Origin of the sequence: Sphingobium baderi (genome assembly GCF_001456115.1) — a bacterium.
GTDB lineage: Bacteria > Pseudomonadota > Alphaproteobacteria > Sphingomonadales > Sphingomonadaceae > Sphingobium > Sphingobium baderi_A.
In genome coordinates, this window is the sequence record NZ_CP013264.1 from 86,417 (window position 1) to 109,820 (window position 23,404).

Consider the following 23,404-nt stretch of genomic DNA (forward strand, 5'->3'; position numbering starts at 1 on the left):
CGGAGCTATTGCGCCGCCCAGCCCCCTGCCGTCGCGACATAGAGGCGCGCGACATTGCGAAGCTGGCGCGCCCGCGCTTCGACCAGTGATGAAGTGGCGCGCTGATACAGGCGGTTGGAATCGAGCACTTGCAGGATGCCGCTATTGCCGACCTGGAAACTCTTGCGGGAAAGATTGAGCGACCGTTCCGCGACGTCGAGCGCCTCGCGCTGATTGTCGACCGTACGGGCGTCGTTGTTCAGGGAATGGAGCAGGTCGGCCACCTGCCCGAAAGCCTCGATAACGGTCTGCCTGTAGGTCGCGGCGGCCACCTGCATACCCGCCTGCGCCCCGCGCCGTTCAGCCTTGAGCGTGCCGCCATGGAAGATCGGCGCGGTGATACCGCCGAAAATGTCGAAAGCACGGAAACCGCTGTCAAGAATATGGCCGACATTGGGCGCGCCCTGTTCGATCGTGGCGCCTAGGGTGATGCTCGGATAAAGCCGCGCCGTCGCGACACCCACGCCAGCGGTAGCCGCGTGAAGTTCCGCCTCCGCCTGGAGGATATCGGGCCGTTTGTGCACCAGTTCCGACGGCAACGTTACGGGCACGCTTGCCGGCAGGGTGAAGCTTGCAAGCGTGAAATCGGTCGACCCCAGATCGGATGGAGCCACACCTACCAGCACTGCGAGCATATTGCGCGCCTCCGCTAGTTGCTGGTCCAGTTGGGGCAGTTCGCCGCGATCATTGGCAAGCTGGCTCTGCACGCTCAACAGTTCGACCATCGTTCCCTTGCCCGCCCTGCGACGTGCGTCGGTGAGGTCCACCGTGCGCTGATCCTCGGCAAGCAAGGCCGTCGTCGTCTCGATGCGGGCGCGGGTGGCGGCTATGGCGAGTACCTGATTGACCACCCGTCCAGCAATGACGAGATGCGCGGCCTCCGTCTCACGGGCCTGCGCCTCGGCCTTGGCGACTGCCTGTTCAACAGCGCGCTTCTTGCCGCCGAACAGATCGAGGTCGTAGCTGATGCCGCCGCCCACGGAATAGAGATTGAAGATCGGATTACCGCCTGTGGACCCTATGCCCGCCGGGTCGAAGCCGAAACCGGCAAGGTTCACCTCCTCCCGTTCGGCGCGTGCATGAGCGTCCACCTGCGGCAGGCGCGCGCCTGCGACCGCGGCGATGCGCGCCTGCGCCTGCAACAATGTGGCATTGCTGGCCGCAAGGCTCTGGTTATTGGTCATGGCTCGATCAACCAGCGCGTTGAGTTCGGGCGAACCGAAGGATTCCCACCAGCGCAATGCCGGTCCCTCGCCGGGTTGCGCGACCGGGCCACCGGGCGATGTCTGCAAGGTGGCGCCCGGCGCGATATAATCGTGCGTCGGGGGCGAGGCAGGGCGCACGAAATCGGGACCGGCGGAACAACCGGCCAGCATCAGCCCCGAAGTAAGAGCAAGAAAAAGCGAATGTCGCATATATCATTCCATATGGAAGGCGAAATCGTCCTCGGTCGGCTTGTGGCGCGCCGACCGCATGAAGAGGAGCATCGGCATCATCAACAGCGTCACGATGAATAGCGCCCAATAGGTATCGATATAGGCGACCATCGCCGCCTGACGTGTAATTTCGGCATTCAGCCGCGCGACCGCCGAGGGCAGGTTGAAGTCGAAGTCCGGCATTTGCCAGCTGAGCAGCGGATTATCAGGCCTGATGCCTTCCACCAGACGCGAATGGACCGTGGCGGTGTTGCGGATTGTCATGGCCTGAACCACCGAAATGCCGATCGCCGAACCCAGATTGCGGATCAACGTGAACATGGCTGCGCCCTCATTACGCAAACGCTGATCCAGCGTCGCAAAGGCAAGGGTGGAGAGCGGCACGAAAACAAGACCGGTGCCCAATCCCTGAATGAAGCCCGACATGATGATGGGTCGTTCGTCCATGCCGAGCGAAAAACCGGACATGGTATGCATCGAGACCGCGCACAGGATGAGTCCCGACAAGATCAAAAGGCGCGTGTCGTAACGCCGGATCAACTGGCCGACCAGCATCATGGACACCATAGTGCCGACACCACGCGGCGCGGTTACGAGCCCGGTCAGCACGACCGGATAACCCATGAGTTGCTCAAGCATCGGCGGGAGAAGCGCCAGAACCGAGAACACCACCACGCCTATGAAGAAACCGAAAATCGAACCGAGCACGAAATTACGATCGGCAAACAGTCCCAGTTCGATGAACGGCTTCTTCGCCGTCATGATGTGAACGAGGAAGAGATAGAGGAAAAAGGCCGCCGCCAACGCTTCGATCCAAATCTCCGTGGAGCTGAACCAGTCCTGCTGCTGGCCCCGGTCGAGCATCAACTGAAGCGCGCCGATGCCCAGCGCCAACAGCGCAAAACCAAAGAAATCGAGGCTCCGCTTTTCCTCGTCCTCCGTTTCCGAGAGAAAGGCTGAAATGCCCATGAAGGTCACGATGCCGACCGGCAGGTTGATGTAGAAGACCCAGCGCCAGGTCAGATTATCAGTAAGCCAGCCACCCAGGGCAGGACCGACGATAGGCCCGAGAACAGCACCCATGCCCCAGATCGCCATGGCGGACCCGTGCCGCTCCGGCGGATTGATATCGAGCAAGATGGCCTGGCTCATAGGCACGAGCGCCGCGCCAAACATACCCTGCAACATGCGGAAGGCGACCAGTTCGCCGATATTCGTTGCAATGCCGCAAAGCGCCGAGGCGATGGTGAAGCCAATGATCGAGACCTGCATCAGCCGCTTGCGGCCGAACCGCCCGGCCAGCCAGCCGGTGAGCGGCGTGAAGATGGCGGCGGAGACGATATAAGAGGTCAGAACCCAGGTGATTTCGTCCTGGGAAGCTGAAACGCTGCCCTGAATATGCGGCAGCGCCACATTCGCGATAGTGCTATCCAGCGCATTCATGATCGTGGCGGTCATCACCGAAAAGGTGAGGAACCGGCGTGTCGTGGCGTCGGGATAGGTGACGTCGCTCATTTCGAGGGTGCGGCCGTCGCTCGCGCCGAACCGAAGAGATGCCGACGGTGTCCGGTGTCGACCGTGACCAGCGCGCTTAGCCCAGCGTGAAGCGGAAGATCCGCCGGCGCGTTCGCCAGTTCCAGTTCGACCGGTAAGCGCTGCACGACCTTCACCCAGTTGCCGGTCGCATTTTCAGGCGGAAGCAAGGAGAAGGCATTGCCGGTGCCAGGGCTGAAACTGCTGATCCGCGCCTTAAGCTCATAGTCGGGATAAGCGTCGAGCTTCACCGTCGCCCCTTGGCCCAGCCGCATGTAACGCAACTGGCTTTCCTTGAAATTGGCTTCGATCCACAGATGTCTGCCAACCAGCGTGAAGACCGGGCGGCCGGCGGCTACATAATCGCCGACCTGAAGCTGGCTCACCTTGGTGACGATGCCGTCCTGCGGCGCCTTGACCGTGGTATAGTTCAGATTGAGCTGTGCATCGTTGACGTTCGCGGCGGCATAACGCACGCTTGGCTGATCGGTGACGGGCGCGTCGACCTGGCCAGAGAGCGCAGCCTTGATCCCCGCCGCGTCCTGACGCGCCCCGGCGATCGCCTGACGTGCGGTCTTTACGGCCAGGGCCGCCTGTTCATACTGATCCTGGGAGCTGATGCCCTGCCCCAGCAGATCCTTCTGCCGCGCGGCCTCGCGCGTTGCATAATCGAGCTGGGCCTGTGCCGCTTCTATCTTCGCATCGGCCGAGGCATAGTCGGCCCGCCGCGCCGCAACCTGGCTGCGGGCATCGGCCAACTGGGCATGGGCGGCGTGCAACGCCGCCTGATAATGGTCGGGATCGATCCGGAACAGAACCTGTCCGGCCTTCACCACCTCATTCTCATGGACCATGACAGCGATGACATGGCCGCTCACATTGGGCGTGATCGCGACCAGCCCGGCCTGGACATAGGCATTGTCCGTTTCCTCATAACGCCCACCGGAAAGATAGGCGATCAACCCGCCGACGATCAGCACTACCGGCGCGGCGATCAGCAGTGGCCGACGGAGTCGTGCTTTGAGCGAGGGACGCTCGGGTTGCGGCGTATCAAAGGCTCCGTCTGCTTGAGAATCCGGCGACATATCGAGCACGATGAGTTCCTGTAAATTGGATAAAAGCATGGCCTGAACGGCATCCGCCCGTGCCTATAGAGCAGCAACATTCCCTGCCTAGTGATTATTGGCCAGCTTTATTATGAATCATATTCATGCAAACTATCGACCTCAATCTTCTTCGCGTGTTCGAAACCCTCTATGATACGCAAAGCGTCACTCGCGCAGCGGAACGGCTGGGCCTTACCCAATCCGCGATCAGCCACGCGTTGGCCCGCCTGCGCCAGGCTATCGGCGATCCCCTGTTCGTGCGGCGTGCCGGTGGGTTGCAGCCGACCGCGCGCGCTATCGAAATCGCGCCTGGCATTCGGGACGGGCTGAACCAGTTGCACGGCGCTCTGGAGACCGCACCGTTCGATCCTGCTACCGCCAGCCGCCGATTCCGCATCGGCGCCGGCGTCTATTTCTGCACCCTGCTCATCCCGGATCTGATCGCGCGCGTTCGCACCCTGGCGCCTCAAGTCTCGCTCTCCATCCACGCGCTGGGTTCCGATCTCCTTGCCTCGCTCGACAATGGTGCGACGGACATCGCGCTTGGCGTGTTCGGCAGCGCGCCGAAGCGACTGTTGCGCCAGCACCTCTTTCGTGAGGAGATGGTCTGGATCGCAAAGCCCGACCATGCCGTCGTGCGCGACCCCGCGCTGCTCGCAGCCGTACCGGCTTCCGGCCTGCTGCAAGTCGCGACCGGCCGCCCCTTTCCGGGACATGGCGCTTTCAGTTGGGAGAACGGGCTGGAGCGTCTTGTCGTCGCCACATCGGTCGGCGACCTACCCAGAGGTTCCGAAGTGACCAGGGAAGCGAGCAATGTCCATGACGCGCTCACAGCCATCGCCATCGTCTCCGTCACGGACCTTGTCGCGCTGGTGCCGCGCCAGCTTGCCCGCAAAAGCGCGCAGGCGGGCCAGATCGCTATCGTTCAGGCCGGGGAACCGAACAGTCATATGGACATGACCATGCTCTGGCACACCCGGATGGCGGGCGACGCTGGCCTCCGCTGGCTCCAGGGATTGATTCTTTCCTGTCTTGATCCGGCCAGGCAGGACTGATCACGGCGGAGAGGTCAGTCCATCTTCTGCCGGCCTGCACTGAACCAGACAGCCACAACCCACCCACAGAGCGCGCAGGCCCCGAGCCAGACCAGAAAAGCGGCGGCATCTCCGCTGAGCGCCAGAAGAAGGCCAGGAATACCGGCCGCAACGCTCAGTGCCTGACGCGACCTCCGGCGCCATTCACGCCTCGGCACGCGCCCGACGCGGATTCGCTTAGGATCGCCCAGACACAAGATAAGGATGCAGATCGCGGAGAATGCACTCGCCAGAAAGGCCCAGATCATTATGCAACGGCCATTGTGGAAGAGGCAGACGACGCCGCTCCGCCGCGACGCCCGCGTTGCCTGGTGGCCTGCCAGACAGTCCACATGCCCGCGAGAAAAAAGGCAAGATCAAGGGCCGGAATGATGACCTGTCCGACGGCGATCGTTTCCGGCCAGCCCGGCCCCCCGGCAACAAGGCGCAGGGGCGGAAGCGCCATCATGATGAGGCCGGTCACAAACTGGAGGGCGCGCACGAGCGTTGCTGATCCGAATAGTAAGCCGCCGGCGATCACGGTACCCGATGCGATCAGGAAAGACGCAGGCGTCCAGAACGTCGCCGATCCCAGCGGCATGGTGATGAGGAACCCGGCAGCGGACGCCACCAGCGCCAGCGGCAAACCAAAGCCCACGACCGTCACCGTCCGGTCCAGCCATTCAAGCGAGCGCATGGTTTCACGCCGGCGCACAAGCCATAGGCGCAGGCCCGTGATCGTGACGTAGCACATCGCAAAGCCCAACCCGAACCAGACCGCCTTGGAAAGGACACCCGCGAAATTCCCGAAGTGAAGGGGCGCCATGGTGGCAGCCAGGGTTCCGCCCGCCGACGGTCGGGTGCCGATGGAGGGCTTGGTCCGCAGGAATTGCGCCTTGGCGCCATCGTAGAGCAGTGTCACCGGCTCGATATCGCCAGCCTTGGGCGAGTGGAAGCTGGTCACCTTTGCATCGGCGCGCCCGAAATTCTCTATCGAAACGAAGGTCGGTATTTCTCCGGTGCGGCGTATGGCGTCCGCCGTGATCCGGTCGAGATTGCCCATGACGACGGGCCTGGGATCGGGCGGCCCCGGATTGCCGAAAACCGCGTCGCTGAGCGCCTGAACATTGCCGCCAAAGGCCGCCATGGCGACGACCGGCACGCCGATCGTGCCGAAAAAGGAAAAGAAGCTGCCCGTGAATGCGAGGATGAAAGCAAAGGGCAGGCTCCACGATCCGGCCACGCTGTGCCGATCGCGATCGACCAGAACGGGATTGGCCCGGCGGCGCAGGGTAAAAATGTCCTTGAGCAGATGCCGGTGGATCAGCAATCCGGAAATGGCCGCGACCAGCATGGCAAGACCCAATATCCCGGTCAGCAGCAGGCCCCAGGGATCGGGAACATGCAAGCGAACATGCGTGTCAACAAGGAAGCTGCTGAGCGCGTCATCGTTGCGCGGGCCGAATACTTCCTCCCCGGTTCCGTGCAGCGTTGCGGCGACATTTCCTTTGCTATCGAGCTGATAATATATGCCTCGGCTGACGAACGTTCCGTCCGGGTCGGTCTCATGCCGGTGAAAGAAGGCCCCCAGATTATGGTCGCCGATCTCGAACAGATCGACCCCTTCATGATATTTTTCCGGCGTCCGGGCGCTCAAACTCCGGATCGCGCCGTCAATCGGCCGTTCAAACGCGGACCGGCTTTCCACGTGCCCCGCCGACCAGATGCCGATCTCTTCCGCAAAGACCGCCGCCATGCCCGTGAATACAACCGCATAGAGCAGCAAACCCAGCACGATGCCCGACCAGCCGTGGACGGCGACCATCAGCTTGGTCTGGTCCTTTTCCAGGTGAATCATCAATGGCTCTCCTGCACGACGGGGACCGGGCCGAGTAACTTGAATGCTACCAGTCCGCCATGCAGGACCAGCAGGGCGATTGCGGCAATGCCCACACGCGCCAGCTTGCGGTCAAGGCAGGCATGGAAGAAGAGCGCGGCCCAGATCAAGGGCGCCAGGACCAGGGGCAAGACCAGATTGTCGACACCCGCAGCCCCGCCGGGAAGCCAGAGGGGCATTCCGGCCATGACGACAAGCGTCACGATGACTGCACCTGGTCCCGCAAACAGGATACGAATCCACTTACGCCAAGCCAGCGACACGGCTTTCTCCATACTTTCGTTCCGGGCCGTTGCGACCGTTAGCGACCCTGCTGAATAGAGGCAAGAGAAATGCTATTGATAATCTTTCGCATATTAGAATCCGCCTGCCGATACTCCACCCCTGCCGGAACCGTCTGTCAGCGATCCGCAATCAGAAGCTGCTCCAACGATGGATGGGTAGGTTTCCGGCACTTTCATGAAAATTTTGCATGACTTATGCCCAATTGAAGTGTTGGTTATCATGTTCCCATGATATTACATCGCTTCTCCGTAGGTGACGAAGCGCATAGCGCCGTCCCGCCGACAGGGAAGGGCTATGAGGCATGGAAGGCACCAGCGAGGTTGAACTTTCACGACGAACGCTATTGGCCGCCAGCGGCGCTTCGGTCGCGGCAAGCGCCTTGCCGGAAACATCCGCGCACGCCGCACTGCCTCGGAGCAAGCCAATGACCTCGCAGCTTTCGTTCACGGTCAATGGAAAGCGTGAAACGCTGGAAATCGACACGCGCACCACCTTGCTCGATGCTTTGCGCGAACATTTGAAGTTCACCGGCACCAAAAAAGGCTGCGATCATGGCCAGTGCGGCGCCTGCACCGTGCTCGTCAACGGCAAACGGATCAACAGCTGCCTCTCTCTCGCCGTCATGCATGAAGGGCATGAAGTCACGACCATCGAGGGGCTGGGCACGCCCGACAAGCTCCATCCGATGCAGGCGGCCTTCATCAAGCATGACGGCTATCAATGCGGTTATTGCACGCCAGGACAGATCTGCTCGGCCGTTGCCGTGTTAGAGGAGATCAAGGCGGGCGTCCCCAGCCATGTCAGCGCCAGCCTGACGGACGCACCCGGCTTCACCAACGAAGAGATGCGCGAAAGGATGAGCGGCAATATCTGCCGCTGCGGCGCCTATTCCAATATCCTCGAAGCGATGACCGAAGTTGCAGGAGGGAAGGCATGAAGCCCTTCACCTACGAACGCGCGACCGCGCCGCGCGATGCCGCCGCCAAGGCCGCATATACGCCAAACGCGAAATTCATCGCGGGCGGCACCAACCTGCTCGACCTCATGAAGCTGGAGATCGAGGCTCCTGCCCATCTGATCGACGTCAATGGCCTGGGCTTCGACAGGATCGAGGAAACGAAGGATGGCGGCCTGCGTATCGGTGCGCTGGTGACCAACAGCGACATGGCAAGCGATCCGCGCATCCGCCGCGACTATGGTCTTCTGACCCGCGCGACGGTAGCAGGCGCTTCGGGCCAGTTGCGTAACAAGGCGACGACGGCAGGCAACCTGCTCCAGCGCACGCGATGCCCCTATTTCTACGATACCAACCTGCCCTGCAACAAACGCAAGCCAGGCGCCGGATGCGCCGCCATCGGCGGATTCAGCCGCCAGCTTGGCGTCATCGGCACCAGCGATGCCTGCATCGCCACCCATCCCAGCGACATGGCGATCGCCATGCGTGCGCTCGACGCCACGGTGGAAACGATCCGGGCGGACGGTTCGACCCGCGATATTCCCATCGCCGATTTCCACCGCTTGCCCGGCGACACGCCCCATGTGGAAAATGCGCTGGAGAAGGGCGAATTGATCACTGCCGTCACGCTGCCCAAGCCGATCGGCGGGACGCATATCTATTATAAGGCGCGCGACCGGGCCTCCTATGCCTTTGCGCTGATTTCAGTCGGTGCGGTCATCCACAAGGATGGGACCGGCCGCGTCGCGCTGGGCGGCGTCGCGCCGAAGCCATGGCGCGTGGAGGCGGCCGAAGCCCAGATGCCCAACGGTGCAAAGGCCGTGACGGCACAGCTTCTGGCAGGCGCAAGACCGACCGAACATAACGCCTTCAAGCTCACTCTGGTCGAACGGACGCTGGCGGCCGCGATCGCGCAGGCAAGGGAATAGACGATGAAATTCGACACGCCCGCCATCGCCAATCCCATCGACAAGCTCAAGGTCATCGGCCAGCCGACCGATCGCATCGACGGGAAGTTCAAGACGACCGGCACAGCACCCTATGCCTATGAACGGCACGATGTGGCCCCCGGCCAGGCCTATGGCTTCATCGTCGGATCAGCCATCGCCAAGGGCCGCGTCGACACCATCGACCTCAAGGATGCGCGCGCCGCGCCTGGCGTGGTCGACATCCTCACGACGCTTGACATGCCACCGCTGCCGCTGGGCCCGATGAACTTCGCCAACCTCTTTGGCGGGCCCGACATCCAGCATTATCACCAGGCGATCGCGATCGTCGTTGCGGAGAGCTTCGAGCAGGCGCGCGCAGCGGCGGCATTGGTCAAGGTCGACTATGTGCGTAGCGACGGCCGGTTCGATCTGGCGGCGGAGGCTTCCAATGCGAAACCTGCGGACGAGCGCAGCGGCATCAAACGAGTCGGCGACTTCGAAAGCGCCTTTGCCGCCGCGCCGGTGAAGATCGACGCCCATTATACCACGCCGGACGAAACCCATGCGATGATGGAACCCCATGCCAGCATCGCGTCGTGGGCAGGCGACAAGCTGACTTTATGGACATCCAACCAGATGATCGCGTGGAGCAAGGGAGCGATCGCGAAGATGCTCAATCTCGCTCCAGAGAATGTCCGCCTCGATTCTCCCTATATCGGCGGCGGTTTCGGCGGAAAGCTGTTTATCCGTTCAGACGCGGTTCTGGCGGCACTGGCCGCAAAAGCGGTAGCCCGCCCAGTCAAAGTAGCGCTGAGCCGGCCCCTCATGGCCAACAACACCACGCATCGGCCTGCAACGCGGCAACGCATCCGCATCGGCTGCTCGCCCGAAGGGAAGATCACGGCGATCGCGCATGAAAGCCTGTCGGGCAATCTGCCGGGCGGATCGCCCGAACCAGCCACACAACAGACCGAACTGCTTTATGCGGGCGAGAATCGGCTGACTGCATTGAACCTTGCCACGCTTGACCTGCCGGAAGGCCATGCGATGCGCGCTCCGGGCGAAGCGCCGGGCCTGATGGCGCTGGAAATCGCCATCGACGAAATGGCGGAAAAGCTGGGCATGGACCCGGTGCAATTTCGCATCCTCAACGACACGCAGGTCGATCCGGCCAATCCCCAGCGTCGCTTTTCACAGCGCCAACTGGTTGAATGCTTAGGCACCGGCGCGGAGAAATTCGGCTGGGATCGCCGCAACGCCAAGCCAGCCGCGGTGCGGGACGGGCGCTGGCTGGTCGGCATGGGCGTGGCGGCGGGATTCCGTAACAATCTGCTCACCCGGTCTGCCGCCCGGGTCCGGTTGGACGCACAGGGCATCGTGACGGTGGAAACCGACATGACCGACATCGGCACCGGCAGCTATACGATCATTGCCCAGACGGCAGCGGAAATGATGGGCATCACCCTCGATCAGGTCGTCGTGAAACTGGGCGATTCCGATTTTCCGGCCTCGGCCGGATCAGGTGGCCAGTGGGGCGCGAACAACGCCACTGCGGGCGTCTATGCCGCTTGCGTCAAGTTGCGCGAAGCCGTGGCGCAACAGCTTGGCTTCAACGCCACCGACGCGCAGTTCAGCAATGGACAGGTCCGTTCGGGCAATCGCACCGCACAACTGGCCGATGCAGCCCGCAACGGCGAACTGGTGGCCGAGGACTTCATCGAATATGGCAATCTCGACAAACAATATCAGCAGTCGACCTTTGCCGGCCATTTCGTGGAGGTGGCAGTCGACGGCTTCACCGGAGAAACCCGTATCCGCAGGATGTTGGCGGTCTGCGCGGCTGGACGCATCCTCAATCCCAAGGCAGCGCGCAGCCAGGTGATCGGCGCAATGACCATGGGTGTCGGCGCCGCGTTGATGGAGGAACTGGCGGTCGACAAACGCTTCGGGTTCTTCGTCAACCACGACCTTGCGAGCTATGAAGTGCCGGTCCACGCCGACATTCCGCATCAGGAGGTGATCTTCCTGGACGAGGTCGATCCCATATCCTCGCCAATGAAGGCGAAGGGCGTGGGCGAACTGGGCTTGTGCGGTGTCGGCGCTGCTGTCGCCAATGCGATCTACAATGCCACAGGCGTGCGGGTGCGCGACTATCCGATCACGCTGGACAAGCATCTCGACCGGCTGCCGCAGCCCGTGTGAGCATTGCCCGCTACAAAAATGCATCACCGCTTTCCCTTGTTGCATGTCCAAATATGGACTATGCCTTGATCTGGAGGCGCAAGATGATCGAACAGCCCAATGATGCAGCGATAAATGCCGGCCCTGCCGTGCTCGATCTTTCCCGTTTCGAGCCGGTCAACCGTCGTCGCCTGAGCGCGCCAGCCTTGCGTACCTTCCTGGTTATCGCCGATCTGTGGGGCCTGACGGAGCAGCAGCGCCGCTTGATCCTCGGCTATCCATCCCGCTCCACCTTCCACAACTGGTGCAAGCAGGCGCGTGAGCATGGCTCGATCACCCTAGATGTCGACGTGCTGACACGCATCTCCGCTATACTGGGCATCCATCAGGCTTTGCGCGTACTCTTCACCGAAGAACGTGAAGGCGTCGCCTGGTTGCGCCAACCACATAATGCACGCCCGTTCGGCGGGAATCCGCCGCTCGACATAGCCACCAACGGGACGCAGGACGGCCTGATGACCATCCGTCGTTTCCTCGATGCGGCGCGGGGAGGTCTCTACATGCCTCCAACAGCCACAGAAGCGGATTTCGTGCCCTATGAGGATAGCGAGATCATATTCCAGTGACAGGCACACTTTCAAGCGCGCCACATCCAAGCTTTCGCCTCATCCCATCCCGCTTTCCTCCGATCGGGCTCTTCGACACAGTCGCCACGGCAGCCGATGCGGAGGCCGTCATGGAACTTGCCGGCTGGACCAACGACCGTCTGGTGGCCAATCGGCTGGCCCGGCTACCCAAGTCCCAATGGGTCTATGGCCGCGCCAATTCCGGGGTCATCATGGCCACGTTCCTGCATACGGCCCCCCGGGGCATGCGCTTCAACGGCCCGGATCTCGGCGCCTGGTATGCATCCAGCGAGATCGAGACAGCGGCTGCGGAGGTCGGACACCATCTGCGCCGCGAAGCGATCGCCCGCAACGTGCCGAGCATGAACCGAACCTACCGGACTTATTCAGCCAAGCTGCTTGGCGATGATTATCACGACCTTCGTGCGCTACAGAGCAGTCTCAAAGATATTTATCGATCCGACAGCTATGATGCTGCCCAGCAATTTGGAGAAGTCATTCGGACTGAAGAAAAGGCCGGCATCATATTTGACAGCCTCCGTCGCAAAGGCGGAACGAATATTGTTTCTTACATCCCGACTAACATCGTCGACGTAATGCAAACCGATCATTTCGAAATCAGCGTCGAAGCCGGAGCGCGCGCGATTTACGTGCGGCGCCTGGATGCCATCAATATCCGACATCTCAAGCAGTAATCGGATTGGGCGTCCAGTCCGTTAAAGGGCACAGGCCTGCTCATTTGGCATCAGTTTTTCACATGACGGCGCAAACGCCCGGAAGATCGCCAAGGACAGGATCGTTCATCATTGGACCACAGACCAGCACTCCCCACCGGGAATCTGTATGTAACATCTGGCTGGTAACTCTTCCCTCAAGGGGTGAGGCTCTCTTTGGAGAGTTAAAACCCTGCAAAAGCAAGGTGGTGACCCCTACGGGAATCGAACCCGTGTTTCAGCCGTGGAAGGCGAAAAGCGTTTAGAAACAAGGGCACGTCCCCTGTTTCATGTTTCGTTCCCGCCATTGTATTTCAATGGGTTGCAGGGAAGGGGGGACGGATACGCGCCCCCTGATGGGCAAAAGAAAACCCCCGATCTGGCGGCAACCGGATCGAGGGCGGAATACCTTTCCATGACGGCGGACAGGCTGGCGGACGTTACCGTACGCCAGGCGGTGACGCAATGAGCGCCGTGGATCTTTACGCAGAGGCGCGCACCGCATCCGAGCGGGTGCGACAGCCGCATATCGACCGCCTGCTGGCGCTGGGCGTTCCCGGCCCCGCCATTGCGATCCTGGGCAACCGTGAAATCCCTTTCGGCGTTGGCACGGTCGAGAGGTTAGAGCGCGGGCTTTACCAGCCCGGCGACGGCACCTTGCATGTCATTTCCCCCGTCTATGCAGAGGGCGAGATTATCGACCTTCTCGCATGGCGCAGCGATGCCCCCGGAAACTGGGCTTGGCGGACGGGCTTAGGCTGGGCGCTGGGCACTGACATGTTGCTCCCGCGCTGGGATGACGATGCCGTGCAAATCCACGCCACGCCGTTGGACTGGCTGCGCGCTGGCGGCGAGGGAATGTGCATCCTCGATTGGGAAGCGCCTGAGCTGGGCGAGCTTCGTGCACTGGAGGCGATCGCGGCAGACGAATGGATTGCGCAACGCCTTGTCCGCGCTCTGAGCAAGCCTCAGCGGCTCCCGAACATTATCAGGCGGAAGGAGGAGCGCCGTGCTGCGTAACCTCGAATCCCTGGACAGCCACGCATCGCGATGGTCTGGCAACTGGAACAACCCCGCCGGGGGCGGAGCATCCGCTGCGGACGCGCATCCGTTGCCGAGCTTAGACCTGGCTGCGCTCGCGAACGTCAAACCCCAGCCCAAGCCCTTCGCCATCGAACGTATCGCGCCATCGGCAGAGGTGACGCTTTTGACCGGCCCTGGAAGCGCGGGGAAATCGCTCTTGGGTCAGCAACTGGCGACGGCTGCGGCGGCGGGCCTTCCTTGCCTTGGGCTTGCCGTCATGTCTGGCCCGGCGATCTATCTGACATGCGAGGACGATGCCGGGCAATTGCACTGGCGGCAGGCGCATATCTGCGAAGCCATGAACGTGCCTATGGGCGCGCTGGCAGGCAAGCTGCACCTTATCAGCCTTCGCGGCGAGCTAGATAATGCGTTAACCGTGGAGGCTGTGGACGGAAAGACAGCGCCCTCACCGTCCTATGTACGTCTCGTTCAGTGGATTAGGAGCAGTGGCTGCGGACTGGTCATTCTCGACCACGTAGCGCATCTTTTCACCGGCAATGAGAATGATCGCGGCGACGTTACCCGCTTCGTCAATCTGCTGAACAGGCTGGCAGGCGAGACAGGCGCGGCGATCCTGCTACTCGGACACCCGAACAAAAGCGGTGATAGCTATTCCGGCTCGACGGCATGGCTGAACGCGGTGCGCTCGCAAATCACGATCGACCATGAGCGCGATGCGGATGGCACCATCATTGATCATGACGCCCGGGTGCTGTCGATCGGCAAGGCGAACTACGCTAAAAAGGGCGAGGCGCTGCGCTTCCGCTGGCATAAGTGGGCGTTCGTTCGGGAGGATGATTTACCGGCTGATACGCGTGCGGAACTGGCCGAGGTGATCCAGCTCAATAAGGAAGATGATGCTTTCCTCGCCTGCCTTCGCGAGCGCGATGCCCAGGGCGATGGTCGATCGGTCGGACCGTCCCCCGGCCCCAACTACGCCCCTAGTCAATTCGTGGGGATGAAGCAGGCGAGAGGGCTGAAAAAGGAAGCCCTGAAGCGAGCGATGGACCGGCTATTTTCAGTCGGTCGGATAGAGTCCGCGACCGTCCACAACAAGGCTAAGGGGCGCGATGTGACGATCATTCGGGAGGTTCCCCAGACTTCCCCGAACGCCTCCCCGAACGCTTCCCGAACACTGATCCCGAACGATCCCGAACCCGCAGAAATGCGTCCCCGCACACACACTATATATACTACGTATATAACGGGCGCGGCCCATGGGTCCGCCGCGCCCTATCCAGATGATGAAATCGACTGGGGCACGGATGGGGAGGCGGACGAATGACCGCTCCCGCTTTCACGGCTCGCCAGCTTGCCAAGGAGATCGGCAGGCTCTCCCCCGACTGGCGCAACCCCGAACGCTATTTTGAGAACAGGCACGAGATCGAGCGCGAGCTGCAACGCTTGGCCCGGCAACTGGAAAGGATGGGCAATGGCTAATTGGCCCTACAACACGACGACATGGAAGCGGCTCAGAGCAGCGCACCTATCCTTGCACCCGCAATGTGAGGGATGCGAAGCCATGGGCAGGCTCACCCTCGCTAACACGGTGGACCATCGTGTCGCTATCAGCGACGGCGGGCATCCCTTCCCTGGGCATGATGGCTTGGCGTCCTACTGCGCACCCTGTCATGGGGCAAAGACGGCGCGGGGCTCTGAGGCGGGCGCGATCAAGAGCACGAAGCCGAGGAAGGGATGCAACCCCGATGGCTCGCCGCTCGACCCTGCGCATCCGTGGTCAGAAAAATCGCTCAGAGCTGAGCCTAAGGGACCGACGCCTGACCTTCACAATCAGTTAGTTTCAAAAGGAAACCTATAATGGGTGCAAGGGGTCCGGGCGCTGGTCGCCTGAAAGCCGTTGCTGCGAGGGCTGTGTCGGCTGCGCTTCCGTGGGAGCAGGAGAACATGCCGCCTGCCGAGAAGGTGTTGGCCTTCCTGCGAACCCTGCCCATCGTGTCGGGCCTCAAGGCTGGCGAGAAGATGGAATTGCTGGCGTTTCAGGAGCAATTCGTGCGCGGGATATATGAACCCTGCGACGATCAGGGCAAGCGTCTGGTGCGTCTTGCTGCGCTGTCTGTGGCACGTGGCAACGGCAAGTCTGGTCTGCTGGCCGGTCTGTCGCTGGCTCACCTCATGGGGCCGATGCTGGAACCCTATGGCGAGTGCTATGCCGCCGCACTCGACCGCGAACAGGCTGCGGTCCTGTATCGCATGGTCTGCGCCTATATTTACGAAACCCCATGGATGGCTGCGCGTGTGAATATCCGCGACCAGTTCAAGGAAATCACCGATCACGAAAGCGGCTCGATCTGGCGGGCGCTGACTTCGGACGCGCGCAAGGCCCACGGCTTGGCCCCGTCCTTCTGGGTGGCGGACGAGGTGGCGCAATGGCGATCCCGTGAACTATGGGATAATCTGCGGACGGGCATGGCGAAGCGCAAACATGCCCTGGGCGTCACGATCAGCACGCAGGCGGCGGACGATCTGCATTTCTGGTCTGAGATGCTGGACGCGGAGCCAGCACCATCGGTCTATGTCCAGCTTCACGCCGCACCTGATGACTGCGCGCTGGATGACCGGGAGGCATGGGCGGCGGCTAATCCTGCGCTCGGGGCGTTCCTCAACGAGGATGAATTTGCGGATGCTGCGGCCATGGCAATGCGCTCGCCATCCTTCGCCCCTGCCTTCCGCCTGCTGAACCTCAATCAGCGCATTGCAGCCGAGGGCCGGTTCATCGAACAGGCGGATTGGGACGCGAACGGCGATCCCTTCGACGTGGCCGAGCTGGAGGGCAAGCGATGCTATGGTGGCCTTGACCTGTCGAGCACCCGCGACCTGACTGCGCTGGCGCTGTGGTTCCCCGATGAAGGCAAGCTGCTGGTCTGGCATTGGGTTCCTGCTGATACGATAGGCGAGCGCGTGGAGCGTGACCGCGTGCCCTATGACCGCTGGGCCGATGAGGGATGGATAGAGCGGACCGTGGGCAGGGCGACCGACCGCACGGCCATAGCGCGCCAGCTTGCCGAGATCAGGCAAGCCTATGACGTGCAGGGCATCGCCTTCGACCGCTGGCGTTTCGAGGATCTGGGAAAGCTGCTGAGCGACGAGGGCATAGACCTGCCCATGGTCGAGTTTGTGCCCGGCTTCAAAAGCTACGCCCCTGCCGTGGATGCCTTCGAGCGGGCGCTGCTGGATCGCCGGATGCAGCACAACGGCAATCCGCTGCTGCGCTGGCAGGCCGGTAACGTGATCGTGGAGCCGGACCCGGCCGGGAACCGCAAGCCGACCAAGGCGAAGTCGCTGGACCGGATCGACGGCATCGTGTCCGCCATCATGGCCTGCGGGCTGGCTGAGAGGGACGAAGGGCCGCAAACCTATAAAGGCAGCGGGCCTATGTGGCTTTAGGGAAGTCGTATCGCGACCAGGCGTAGGATGCGGCGCATCGCTTCGGGACGGCTCATGCTAGGATCATTCCCGGCAATCCAAAGGTCGAGCAATTCGAGGTCATCGGGTTGGAGGCGGACGCCAACAAGCGCCCCGCGTCCGCCGCGCGATGCCGGACCACGTTTCCGGGTTAACCTAGTTTCTTGACTGTCCATGAAAACCGGGTTCACACATTTTCGAGCCGGACGAAAGTTTGCACCTTCCGCCCGGCTCTAACCGCAACCGTCACTTGGAGACGATCATGGCTATCACCGATCTACGGGCGGATTCCGCCCTTGTCACCCTACCGAATTGCATACCCTCCATGCCTGCCGTAGCGCGCATCCTGTCCCGCTATGACCGGGAGCGGCTGGAGGGATTTGTCGCTATTGCTATCGACCTCATGGACCTGATGGACGGCGATCCTGATCTTGAGGACGACGATCCGGCGGGCGGTAACGTCGAGGACGAACGGCAAATGGCGGAAGGTGAAGATTACTATCGCCTGCCGCCCCGCTACGGCATCGACCAGACCAAAGGGCCGATCAATGAGATCGAGGCCTATCGCCAGCATCGGCGGGATATGGGGTGTCTGGGTTGACCGCGTGTCCCGCTCGGTTCGGCTGAGCGGGTTTATTTCGCGTATCACTCAAAATGAGTTGACGCCTCATTCATTCTGAGCGATAGACGGAATGGAAAAGCGAGGCGGGTATATGGCGACTATGCCGGAATTGATTGCAGTGCTGGAAAAACATCGCGTTGATAACGGCGCGACGTTGGAACTGTTCGGCCGCCGCCTGCGCGAAGCGGGCCGTATCACGAAGGGGAAGCGTGGGCGGGGCGCGGCCCACATGACGTATCTCGATGCTGCTCGGCTGTTGATCGCTTGCGCTGCGACTGACCACCCGGAGCGCGCCGTTGATGCTGAATATGTTTTTAGCAATCTCGTCCGCCATTCGGAAGCCGGCATTGATGGAGATTTTCCATTGCCTGCTGTCGAAGCAGCTACGCTCGACCTTGGACTGGCTATGACGCTTGAGGCCATTGGCAACGGCAGCGTTGATGCTATTGCAAAGAAACGTTGGGAAGCAGAGCACCCGGAAAGCCACATCCGTGCTCCCGCTTTCTGCTGGCTTCGGCTTCATCGGAGCCACACCAGCGCCGATATTCGCGTTTTGGCTGGTCGATACATCTATCATCATCCGGCGCTCAAGGCACTCACTGACAGTATCGACAACGGCACTCTGCACGAAGTCCGTGACTTCGCCACGGACGCGCTGGATCGCGAGACGTATCGTTTTCGTACCGGCAAGAATCTTGCTGCTGAGTTCGAAGAAAAGCTTCTGAACGATGTCGCCAAGCTGATCGCTGGTGAGGAATATTAATCTTGAACCCGCCTCTCCCCAAGGCGTCCTCCGCCGCGTCCGGCACTGAGGAAGGGGTGCACCCCATGGGGACGTTTTGCCCACGCTGCGAAGCGTCGGCTTTCACCGCGCCGGGGGCTTCGGTCCCCGGCCAGATTGAGGAAGTGAGACTATGAATCTTCACCAACTGCGCCAGCGCAAAGCCGAGCTACGAGCGGCAAGCGCGGCTATTATCGCTGCTCCGGCTGGTGCCGATGGGCTGCTTTCCGACGAACAGCGTTCGCAGTTCGACACCAACGCCACTGAGCTGGACCGCCTACAGGGCGATGAGCAGCGCATGGAGCGCATGGCTGCGGACGATCATGCAGCATCGGGCACTACCCTTGCGGGCAAGGGCAACGGCAACGCTGTTGAATATCGCGTTTTCGCGGACGCCAAGGCGACCGGCAACGCCGATCTGGATTCCTGGCGCACCCCGGAAGGCGAGCGCGTCCCCGTCCTGAGCCGCGAACAGCGCATCGCTGATTTTGCGGACGCATCGAACAGCGCCGCGAACGAGATCGGTTTGCGTGGCGTCCTTTCCGCGCTGGTGAACGGCCCAAAGAACGAGCTGGAGCGCCGCGCTCTCACGGAAGGTTCGGCCTCTGCTGGCGGCATCCTGCTGCCCGCTCCTATGGCTGGCGGCATCATCGACGTGGCTCGCACCAAGAACGTGGCGTTTCAGGCTGGCGCTCGCACCGTCCCGATGGCGAACAAGACGCTTCGCATGGGCAAACAGCTCACGGACGTTGTGCCCCAGTGGCGCGCTGAAAATGATCCGATTGCCGAAAGCGATCCGACTTTTGGCGACGTGACGCTGGACGCCGAGAATCTGGCGGTTCTTATCAAGGTTTCGCGGGAATGGCTGGAGGACGTGCCGAACGGCGATCAGCTGCTGCGGGACAGCATGGCGGCGGCATTTGCGCGCGGTCTGGATGCTGCCATTTTCTTCGGCACCGGCACGAGCAACGCACCCCTGGGTCTGGCTAACACCACTGGATTGCAGACTGTCAGCATGGGCACCAACGGCGCGGCGCTCACCGGCTGGGCACCGTTCCTTGACGCTGCGCTGGCGCTGGAAACTGTCAACGAGGGTAAGATTGACGCCATCGTTCTGGCGCCCCGCACCAACCGCGTGATTGCCGGTCTGACCGACACCACCGGGCAGCCCCTCCAGCGTCCGCCGCTGTTGGCAAATGTTCCGATCCTCAGCACGACCGGGATTCCTGTCAATGAGACGCAGGGCACGGCGACCAACGCCTCCAGCGCCTTCATGGGCGACTTCTCGCAAGTCCTGGTGGGCATCCGCACGGCGCTGCAAATCACCGTCCTGCACGAGCGGTTCGCGGATACCGGACAGGTTGGCTTTGTGGGCTGGCTCCGCGCCGATGTGGCGGTTGCACGTCCTGCGGCTCTTGCAAAGATCGTGGGCATTAAGCCGTGATCGAGCGCCGCTCTCTGGCAATGGGGGAGGTGCGGGCAGAGTCCCGCACCCTTTCCGGCTACGCTATCGTCTATGGCGCTGAGGCGCGGATTAACGGCGGGCTGGAAACGATCGCTGCGGGCGCAGTATCGGAATCTCTCGCCAGTGGGCGGGACATTCTGGCGCTGGTCGATCATGACGCGAGCCGCGTCCTGGGCCGCACGAAATCGGGCACGCTGCGGCTGGTCGAGGATGCCCGTGGGCTTGCCTTCACTATCGACCTTCCCGACACCTCAGCGGCGCGTGACGTGCTGGCGCTGGCTGAGCGTGGCGACCTGGGCGGCATGAGCTTCGGCTTTTCCGTCCCAGCTGGTGGCGACGAATGGCGCGGAAACAAGCGCACGGTCCGCAAGCTGGCGCTTCATGAAATCAGCGTGATCGCATCGCACCCGGCCTACACCTCAACATCTGTGGAAGCGCGCGCTGCAAGCAATGAGCTGGAGCTGCTGCGGCTTCGTCTGGAGCTTTACAGATGACCTTCATGGAAACCCTGCGGGGCTGGTTAGGAGCGCCTGAGCGCCGCGACTATCAACCGCCTGTCACTATGACCACCTTGGGCGTGGGCGTCCCCTGCGAGCCTGCTAACCCCTATCTGGCGGAAAACCTCGCTGTCGTGCTGGCTGCCGTCAATATCCTGTCGGGCACCATGGCGGCGCTGCCGGTGATCGTCTATACGCGGCGACAGGGCGAGCGCATCGAGCAGCCCGACCACTGGCTGCAAAAGCTAGTGCGCGGCGGACCTAATTCGCAACAGGTATGGGGCGGATTGATCGAGTCCGCTGTTGCCTCAGTCGAGCTTCACGGCAATGCGCTGGTCGAGATCGAGCGGGACGAGAACGGCAGCGTCAATGGTCTGCGCTTCATCCCATGGCCTTGGGTAACGGCGCAGCTGCTTTCGACCGGACGCATGGCGTTCGACGTTTACGAGCCGCAGATGCCAGCCATGGGCGCGCGCAAGCGCCGCCTCCTGGCCGCTGACGTGATCCACCTCAAGGACCGCAGCGACGATGGCCTTATCGGGCGCTCTCGCCTGAGCCGTGCCCGTGAGACGCTGAGGGCGGCGACGGCGCAGCAAACCTTCGCCACTGCCTTCCTGGAGCGTGGAGCGCAACCTAGCGGCGTTCTCGAAGTCCCCGGCGTGATGACGCAGGAACAGCGCACGACCTTGCGCGAGGCGTTCAAGAGCCGTCACGGCGGCGCAGACAATGCCGGTTCTACCTTGGTCCTGGACGGCGGCATTAGCTGGAAATCGGCGCAGATTAGCCCGGAAGATGCCGAGCTTTTGGCCTCGCGTCGTTTCAGTGTGGAGGAAATTGCTCGCGTGTTTGGCGTCCCCCCGCCGCTGGTGGGCGACCTGTCGCACGGCACATTTACCAACAGCCGGGAGGCGGCGCGATGGTTCGGCCAGTTCTCGCTCACCCCTCGCGTTCGCCGGATCGAGGCGGAATTGAACCGGGCGCTGTTCGGCCCTGGCAGCCGCTATGAAATCGAGTTCGACATGAGCGACCTGTTGCGCTCCGATCCTGAAACCCGCTGGGCATCGCACAAGATCGCAGTTGAGGCGGGCATCCTTGACCCTGACGAAATCCGTCAAATTGAAGGATGGAATAAGCGCAAGGTGGAGGCGGCCAAAACCCCGGTGGAAGGAGAACAGGCGGCATGACTGATCTTGTCACCCTAACGGAAGCAAAGCTGTTCCTGCGCGTCATCCATGACGATGAGGACAGCATCATTTCCATGATGATCGCGGCGGCGTCGGAAGCGGTTGGCGATATTGTCGCGGAGATCGACCCGGACAATGTGCCGGTGCGCCTCAAGCTGGCTGTCCTGAGCCGCGTGGCGGTCATGTATGACAGCCGGGATAGCATGGAGGCGGGCAAGGGCGAATTGCCGATGCTCACCCCCTTGCGGGCGTTGGAGGTCTGATGACGGACGCGGCTGCCCTTCCTAACTGGCCCGCGCGGCTGGGCGAGGATTTGGCCGCCGCGTATCTTGGCGTCTCGAAAACTAACTTTCGCGGGAAATGGCAATCGCGCCAATATCCTCAGCCGGTGCGGGACGGAAACCGCCTGCTATGGTCGCGTGTCCAGCTCGACCGCTTTGTCGAGGCTCAGTTCGGCCTCACCGGCGCAAATGAACAGGGGGATGATTCGTGGGCCGACTTGAGATGAAGGGCATCTGTCAGAAACACGGCAGGCTCTACTACCGACGCAAGGTCGGCGGGCGTGACACCTATATCCGCCTGCCTGCCCTGGACGATCCCAACTTTGCCGCTGCCTATGCCGATGCTTCGCGTCCCGACAAGGCCCGCGCTAAGCCTGCCAAGGGCACGTTTGCAGCGCTGGTGGCGGACTATCGGGCTTCCAGCGAGTTCACGACCCTTTCGGACACGACCAAAACCAACCGCCTGCGCTATCTGGATATGATCGTGTCCGAGCATGGGCATCGGACGGTGGCAGGATGCCGCCCTAGCGACGTTCGGAAGATGAGGGACGCCTATGCTTCCCTTTCCGGTAAGGCGAACAACTGGCTGGCGACCTTCAAGGCGCTGATGAGCTACGCGGCGCTTAACGACTGGCGGCGCGACAACCCGGCGCGCGAGGTCCGCAAGCTGGAAGATGGCGAGCACGAGCCATGGCCTGCGGACGTGCTGGAGCAGGCGCTTGCCCATGCCTCCCCTACCCTTCGCCTGGCGATCATCACCGGCCTTTGCAGCGGCGCGCGGATCGGTGACGTTATCAAGATGCAGCACGGATGGCATGATGGCCATTTCATGCAGTTCACGACCAGCAAGCGCGTGGGGCGCAAGACGGTCGGCGTTCCGGTCGCTGTTCCGATGCACCCGCTTTGGCTGGAAGAAATCGCCAAGTTGCCGCGCAAAACAATGACGCTGATCTATGACCGATCTGGCAAGCCGTTCGCAGATACCGGAGTGCTGCAAGAGCGCGTTCGGACCCTCATGAAGTCCATCGGAAAGCCGACTTATCTCAGCAACGGCAAAGAGCGGAATTACACCTTTCACGGCCTGCGGAAGAACGCGGCCTGTTACTTGGCCGAGCTTGGCCTGAGTGACATCGACATTGGCGCTATCTGTGGAATGACCCCTGACACAGTGCGCCATTACACGAAGCGGAAACGGGCGCTGATGATTGCGCGCGGTGCTGCTGATCGTGTGACGCGGGGGGACGTTCTCCCCTTAAAAGGGGGACGGTCGCAAGGAGCAGCAAAATAAATGCCGC

At 61.9% G+C, this 23,404-nt stretch carries 24 protein-coding genes; 19 read left to right on the plus strand and 5 right to left on the minus strand.

What is annotated here, in order from left to right:
• Window positions 1-5: 5 nt before the first annotated feature.
• From ATN00_RS00470 to ATN00_RS00480, 3 genes are read right to left on the minus strand one after another with little or no spacing between them, the layout of a single operon-like run.
• Entirely contained in the window at window positions 6-1,454 is a 1,449-nt protein-coding gene (locus ATN00_RS00470) for an efflux transporter outer membrane subunit (RefSeq protein WP_062060839.1), read from the minus strand.
• 3 nt (window positions 1,455-1,457) lie between these two features.
• Window positions 1,458-2,990 carry a DHA2 family efflux MFS transporter permease subunit gene (locus ATN00_RS00475; protein WP_062060842.1) on the minus strand — a complete coding sequence of 511 codons (1,533 nt, stop codon included), beginning with the start codon at window positions 2,988-2,990 and terminating at the stop codon, window positions 1,458-1,460.
• Window positions 2,987-4,093 carry an HlyD family secretion protein gene (locus tag ATN00_RS00480; RefSeq protein ID WP_231746488.1) on the minus strand — a complete coding sequence of 369 codons (1,107 nt, stop codon included), beginning with the start codon at window positions 4,091-4,093 and terminating at the stop codon, window positions 2,987-2,989. The genes ATN00_RS00475 and ATN00_RS00480 overlap by 4 nt, the downstream gene beginning before the upstream one ends.
• Before the next feature lie 125 nt (window positions 4,094-4,218).
• Here ATN00_RS00480 and ATN00_RS00485 point away from each other — a divergent pair, with 125 nt between their 5' ends.
• Window positions 4,219-5,169: a LysR family transcriptional regulator gene (locus tag ATN00_RS00485; protein WP_062060847.1), complete on the plus strand. Its 951-nt coding sequence runs from the start codon at window positions 4,219-4,221 to the stop codon at window positions 5,167-5,169.
• Between the two features lie 286 nt (window positions 5,170-5,455).
• Here the strand turns inward: ATN00_RS00485 and ATN00_RS00495 are convergent, their stop codons facing one another.
• On the minus strand, window positions 5,456-7,045 hold the full coding sequence (locus tag ATN00_RS00495; protein WP_062060854.1) for a PepSY-associated TM helix domain-containing protein: 1,590 nt from the start codon (window positions 7,043-7,045) through the stop codon (window positions 5,456-5,458).
• The gene (locus tag ATN00_RS00500) at window positions 7,045-7,347 is read right to left on the minus strand and encodes a hypothetical protein (protein WP_062068220.1); all 303 of its coding nucleotides are present in this window, start codon (window positions 7,345-7,347) and stop codon (window positions 7,045-7,047) included. Before ATN00_RS00500 ends, ATN00_RS00495 begins: the two co-directional genes overlap by 1 nt.
• 323 nt (window positions 7,348-7,670) lie before the next feature.
• Here ATN00_RS00500 and paoA point away from each other — a divergent pair, with 323 nt between their 5' ends.
• The 18 genes from paoA (at window position 7,671) to ATN00_RS00580 (ending at window position 23,397) form a co-directional block, all read left to right on the plus strand.
• Window positions 7,671-8,306, plus strand: a complete 636-nt coding sequence (gene paoA, locus ATN00_RS00505; RefSeq protein ID WP_062060857.1) for an aldehyde dehydrogenase iron-sulfur subunit PaoA — start codon at window positions 7,671-7,673, stop codon at window positions 8,304-8,306.
• Window positions 8,303-9,253: an FAD binding domain-containing protein gene (locus ATN00_RS00510; RefSeq protein ID WP_062060860.1), complete on the plus strand. Its 951-nt coding sequence runs from the start codon at window positions 8,303-8,305 to the stop codon at window positions 9,251-9,253. The genes paoA and ATN00_RS00510 overlap by 4 nt, the downstream gene beginning before the upstream one ends.
• Before the next feature lie 3 nt (window positions 9,254-9,256).
• Window positions 9,257-11,455, plus strand: coding sequence for an aldehyde oxidoreductase molybdenum-binding subunit PaoC (paoC, locus tag ATN00_RS00515; protein WP_062060863.1), 2,199 nt, complete (start codon window positions 9,257-9,259; stop codon window positions 11,453-11,455).
• 83 nt (window positions 11,456-11,538) lie between these two features.
• A complete protein-coding gene (locus tag ATN00_RS00520; protein WP_062068222.1) occupies window positions 11,539-12,060 on the plus strand; it encodes an MbcA/ParS/Xre antitoxin family protein in 522 nt (173 codons plus the stop codon).
• 110 nt (window positions 12,061-12,170) lie between these two features.
• Window positions 12,171-12,755 carry an RES family NAD+ phosphorylase gene (locus ATN00_RS00525; RefSeq protein WP_197413636.1) on the plus strand — a complete coding sequence of 195 codons (585 nt, stop codon included), beginning with the start codon at window positions 12,171-12,173 and terminating at the stop codon, window positions 12,753-12,755.
• Window positions 12,756-13,238: 483 nt separating this feature from the next.
• Window positions 13,239-13,793, plus strand: a complete 555-nt coding sequence (locus ATN00_RS00530; RefSeq protein WP_062060869.1) for a hypothetical protein — start codon at window positions 13,239-13,241, stop codon at window positions 13,791-13,793.
• Window positions 13,783-15,141: an AAA family ATPase gene (locus ATN00_RS00535; RefSeq protein WP_062060873.1), complete on the plus strand. Its 1,359-nt coding sequence runs from the start codon at window positions 13,783-13,785 to the stop codon at window positions 15,139-15,141. The genes ATN00_RS00530 and ATN00_RS00535 overlap by 11 nt, the downstream gene beginning before the upstream one ends.
• Window positions 15,138-15,296, plus strand: a complete 159-nt coding sequence (locus ATN00_RS23240) for a hypothetical protein (RefSeq protein ID WP_156415182.1) — start codon at window positions 15,138-15,140, stop codon at window positions 15,294-15,296. The genes ATN00_RS00535 and ATN00_RS23240 overlap by 4 nt, the downstream gene beginning before the upstream one ends.
• Entirely contained in the window at window positions 15,289-15,675 is a 387-nt protein-coding gene (locus ATN00_RS24325) for an HNH endonuclease (RefSeq protein ID WP_082635044.1), read from the plus strand. The genes ATN00_RS23240 and ATN00_RS24325 overlap by 8 nt, the downstream gene beginning before the upstream one ends.
• Complete coding sequence (locus ATN00_RS00540; RefSeq protein WP_062060876.1) at window positions 15,675-17,261, plus strand: terminase large subunit; 1,587 nt, start codon at window positions 15,675-15,677, stop codon at window positions 17,259-17,261. The genes ATN00_RS24325 and ATN00_RS00540 overlap by 1 nt, the downstream gene beginning before the upstream one ends.
• A 280-nt stretch (window positions 17,262-17,541) precedes the next feature.
• Window positions 17,542-17,880 (plus strand): hypothetical protein, encoded by a 339-nt coding sequence (locus ATN00_RS00545; protein WP_156415183.1) that lies wholly within the window; start codon window positions 17,542-17,544, stop codon window positions 17,878-17,880.
• A gap of 112 nt (window positions 17,881-17,992) precedes the next feature.
• Window positions 17,993-18,664, plus strand: coding sequence for a hypothetical protein (locus tag ATN00_RS00550; RefSeq protein WP_156415184.1), 672 nt, complete (start codon window positions 17,993-17,995; stop codon window positions 18,662-18,664).
• Window positions 18,665-18,815: 151 nt separating this feature from the next.
• Window positions 18,816-20,126 carry a phage major capsid protein gene (locus ATN00_RS00555; protein WP_062060885.1) on the plus strand — a complete coding sequence of 437 codons (1,311 nt, stop codon included), beginning with the start codon at window positions 18,816-18,818 and terminating at the stop codon, window positions 20,124-20,126.
• Complete coding sequence (locus ATN00_RS00560) at window positions 20,123-20,641, plus strand: HK97 family phage prohead protease (RefSeq protein WP_231746341.1); 519 nt, start codon at window positions 20,123-20,125, stop codon at window positions 20,639-20,641. Before ATN00_RS00555 ends, ATN00_RS00560 begins: the two co-directional genes overlap by 4 nt.
• Complete coding sequence (locus ATN00_RS00565) at window positions 20,638-21,828, plus strand: phage portal protein (protein WP_062060888.1); 1,191 nt, start codon at window positions 20,638-20,640, stop codon at window positions 21,826-21,828. Before ATN00_RS00560 ends, ATN00_RS00565 begins: the two co-directional genes overlap by 4 nt.
• The gene (locus ATN00_RS00570; protein WP_062060891.1) at window positions 21,825-22,091 is read left to right on the plus strand and encodes a head-tail connector protein; all 267 of its coding nucleotides are present in this window, start codon (window positions 21,825-21,827) and stop codon (window positions 22,089-22,091) included. The genes ATN00_RS00565 and ATN00_RS00570 overlap by 4 nt, the downstream gene beginning before the upstream one ends.
• A complete protein-coding gene (locus ATN00_RS23245; protein ID WP_062060893.1) occupies window positions 22,091-22,336 on the plus strand; it encodes a helix-turn-helix transcriptional regulator in 246 nt (81 codons plus the stop codon). Before ATN00_RS00570 ends, ATN00_RS23245 begins: the two co-directional genes overlap by 1 nt.
• Window positions 22,318-23,397, plus strand: a complete 1,080-nt coding sequence (locus ATN00_RS00580; RefSeq protein WP_082635045.1) for a site-specific integrase — start codon at window positions 22,318-22,320, stop codon at window positions 23,395-23,397. The genes ATN00_RS23245 and ATN00_RS00580 overlap by 19 nt, the downstream gene beginning before the upstream one ends.
• The last annotated feature ends 7 nt before the right edge of the window (window positions 23,398-23,404 follow it).